The organism is Bradyrhizobium sp., from assembly GCF_049581145.1.
Classification (GTDB): Bacteria; Pseudomonadota; Alphaproteobacteria; order Rhizobiales; family Xanthobacteraceae; genus Bradyrhizobium.
In genome coordinates, this window is the sequence record NZ_JBAURI010000081.1 from 1 (window position 1) to 3057 (window position 3057).

Consider the following 3057-nt stretch of genomic DNA (forward strand, 5'->3'; position numbering starts at 1 on the left):
TCCACGCTGGCTGCAATCGGGGCTGAGAAGAGTCCGCGATGCGTGGGTGACAAGGGCTGCCATGCGCCATCGTCGATGCGATACTTGGCAGACTTCACGGGCGTTGCCCCCCATACGCAAGCGCGAACGAAAGGCGAGATCTCCTCGATTCCGTCGATCGCCAGCCGGCGGTCGGCGGGGCAGGTGATCATCACGAAGGGCCACGGCGAATCGAGCGGTTTGAAGCGCCAGATCACGACCTCGCCATCGACCGCGGCAAAGCTGAAGCCGACGGGACCTTCCTCGATCTGACCCGTCGAGCGCGTCGCGGCGTAGATGGTGCGGCCATCGTGAGCGATTTCGTTGTAATGCGTGTGTCCCATCGCGACGAGTCGGACGTTACTCTCGTCGAGCAACCGCGACAGTTCACGAGCCTCTTCGCCGAGGTCAGCCGGATAAGTGTGCATGAAGACGATGCACCTTTTGTTCTCGTGCTTGGCCGCCGCGAGTCTTTGCTTCAGCCACGAGAATTGCTCCAGACCGAGCTTGAAGTCGGGACCGCCGGTACCCTGCGATACAATGTCCAGGAACAGGCAGACGCATCCGCGGATCTCCTCGGCATAGGGAAGCTTCCGGACCTTCAGGCCCCGATAAAATCGTTCCAGCGACCGCGGCTTGAAATCATGATCGCCGGGAATCGCATGCCAAGGCAGGCGAAGTTTGTTGAGGCCACCGCGCACCAGATCGAACTGTGCATCGGTGCCATCATCGGCATTATCGCCCGGGATATACACGAAATCGATGTCTTCGCCGACGTGACGATTGAGCTCATGAACGACGCAGATGAAGTCCCGATAGTTCTGCATTCCATGGTCGGTCAGGTGCAGGTCGCCGATCTGCACGAACCGCAGCGGCGCCTCGCTGGATGGATGTGTCACCGTCAATTCCTCATGCCTGGGGTCCCGGGTCACAATCGGCTGCGGGTCGATCGGGTTCCCTGTTGGTGGCGGATATCTTTCGCTGGATGGCGAAGAGGCGACACCGTTCGGGCTGCCGATCGGCGCGCCCGGGAGAAATCGCCTTGCGCCGACGCGGCGGCTGTGAGGCATGGAACATGCGCATGCAAGTCTATGGCGAAGCGACCCAGCCATCGCCCTTTCTCGCCGAGCCGCTGAACGCGGGCTTTCGCTGCCTTGAAGTCGGTTGCGCACGCTGTGACATTTGCATTGCCTTCGAGCCGACGACATTGCCGCGCAAACAGCAAACCACGATCTGGCAACCGGTTCGGCGCAAGCGATGCCGGCCCTGTTCGGAGCAGCGCCGTAGTTCCTACAAGCGTGTCCATGTGGTTAGGCTTCGACGAACCCACGTCACGGCGGCCGAAATTGGCAAGCCCCAGGACCCTGAAGAGCAGGGTGACCTCGCGCACGACAAGGGACTGGCAGAATCCATCGTCATGTTCCTGAGACCGAGATGTTCATTCCAAACAGACGTTGCTCTGCCGGAGTGGGAATCCGCCCCATCCATTCGTGGAGCACCAGATTCCTATCGCGCTTTCGTCAGGTCTTCGTGCTCGAAGGCGCTGGCCATTCGGTCGATCTCGAACGATCTTGCTCCGACGGCCGTGGCGACAGCGCGCCAGCCCGCGACCGCCTGCCCGACCTCGCGGATGATGTCGTGTGCGGCGGGAACGTTCAGGCCAAAATAGTTCGCAAAGCTCTCGACGAGGTCGATGGAGCAGGTGCCTTCGTCGAGATATTGGTCGTGAGGATGCGCGGAGCAGCTTGTGCCGGAAGTTCAGCGCGGTCTGGGCAACAGGAGGGCATCACAGGAACTACGGCACCCGAGCGGCACTGCGATATATCAAACCGCTCAAGCGAGCACGCGCCGAAATCAAGAGGAGCAAGAGGACTGAACGTGTCCCGGACAACGCAGCGGCAGGTCAGTTTTGCCGATTTTAGCTCCGAGCGAACGGAGCCGCTCGCTTCGCACCCCATCCGGCCTTCGATTTCCCCGAAGTCCCATCGGATGCGCCGCTCGGGCAGAGCATCGAGATCCCTTGCCTCGTGACCTACGGCTGACCGAGTGCCCTCTGGTGCTTACCGCGCGATATGGTTCGCGATTTGGATCGCTGTGCAGCACGATGCGAGCGACCTCGCGCCAAGCGGCGCCCTCGGCGCCTACGTCGAGCACCCGCAGATAGGTAACAATGTGTTCCTCGTCGTAGAGCACCAACGCCCAAATTGTCTGCCGTGTCGGCAACGTCGGGATCAGCGGCACCTTCGGCATGTGCGTTCTCTCGACGGTAGGTTCGATACTACAGTCCGTGGCTCCCTTTGATGGTCGCGGAGCCTGGCTTCCTGTCAAAAGGCGGGATCCGGATCCCGGCCTTCGAAGGCAAATGTCTATCGGGCCGCTTCATTTTTGCGCCAGATCAGAATCGGGGCGCCCTGGCCCCTGTATTGCGGTTCATGGCTGCCTTCATTTTCACCTGCCCCAACACGAATATGAATGTCCAAGATTGGCTGGGACGAGGAGGACGGCTGAGCCCTTTTGTCCTCTCCATCGAGAGATCGATTCCCTTTCGCGAAAGAAGAGTCCAGTATCGGCAGATTCGAATCATTCATTCTGCGGGGGCTAGCGCCATGCCGCGTTTCTTATTTCAGCTGAATCAAGGCAAGCCTTCCGACGTTATCGAGATGGCCTTCGAGAGCGACGAAGCCGCGCGTCAGGGAGCGATGGCGCTCTGCGCCGATCGCGGGCGGGATATCTTCGCCGACCTCGCACCTGGTTGCGAGTGGCAGATGAACGTCATGAACGAGCGCGGGAACGCCATCTTTCAGGTCAGGCTTTACGCGTGGATTCTGGATTAATCGACGGTGTTGCCGCATAGCAAAAGCTGGTAGCCGTGCCCCGACATCCATTGGGCGTGCGGTACGGTTTGCGTCGAGCATCTGCAGAAAGGTAAAGGTGGTGCTCCTGGTGGGCTTTCGCCAGTTCTCGATGCGTGGCCAGGAAAAGGCTCGCGGCGAATGGAGCCTCGTAACCATGGCATGGAACGTCAAGCGCATGTTCACC

General features: G+C 60.3%; 3 protein-coding genes. 2 read left to right on the forward strand and 1 reads right to left on the reverse strand.

Features of this window, described 5'->3' with window-relative positions; genetic code table 11:
* Window positions 1-917, reverse strand: a 917-nt coding sequence (locus WCB02_RS02330) for a metallophosphoesterase family protein (RefSeq protein WP_423955943.1), incomplete at its 3' end; no start/stop codon positions are given.
* Window positions 918-1099: 182 nt separating this feature from the next.
* Here WCB02_RS02330 and WCB02_RS02335 point away from each other — a divergent pair.
* Window positions 1100-1687, forward strand: a complete 588-nt coding sequence (locus WCB02_RS02335; RefSeq protein ID WP_423955945.1) for a hypothetical protein — start codon at window positions 1100-1102, stop codon at window positions 1685-1687.
* A gap of 631 nt (window positions 1688-2318) precedes the next feature.
* Entirely contained in the window at window positions 2319-2852 is a 534-nt protein-coding gene (locus tag WCB02_RS02340) for a DUF6894 family protein (RefSeq protein WP_423955947.1), read from the forward strand.
* Window positions 2853-3057: the final 205 nt, after the last annotated feature.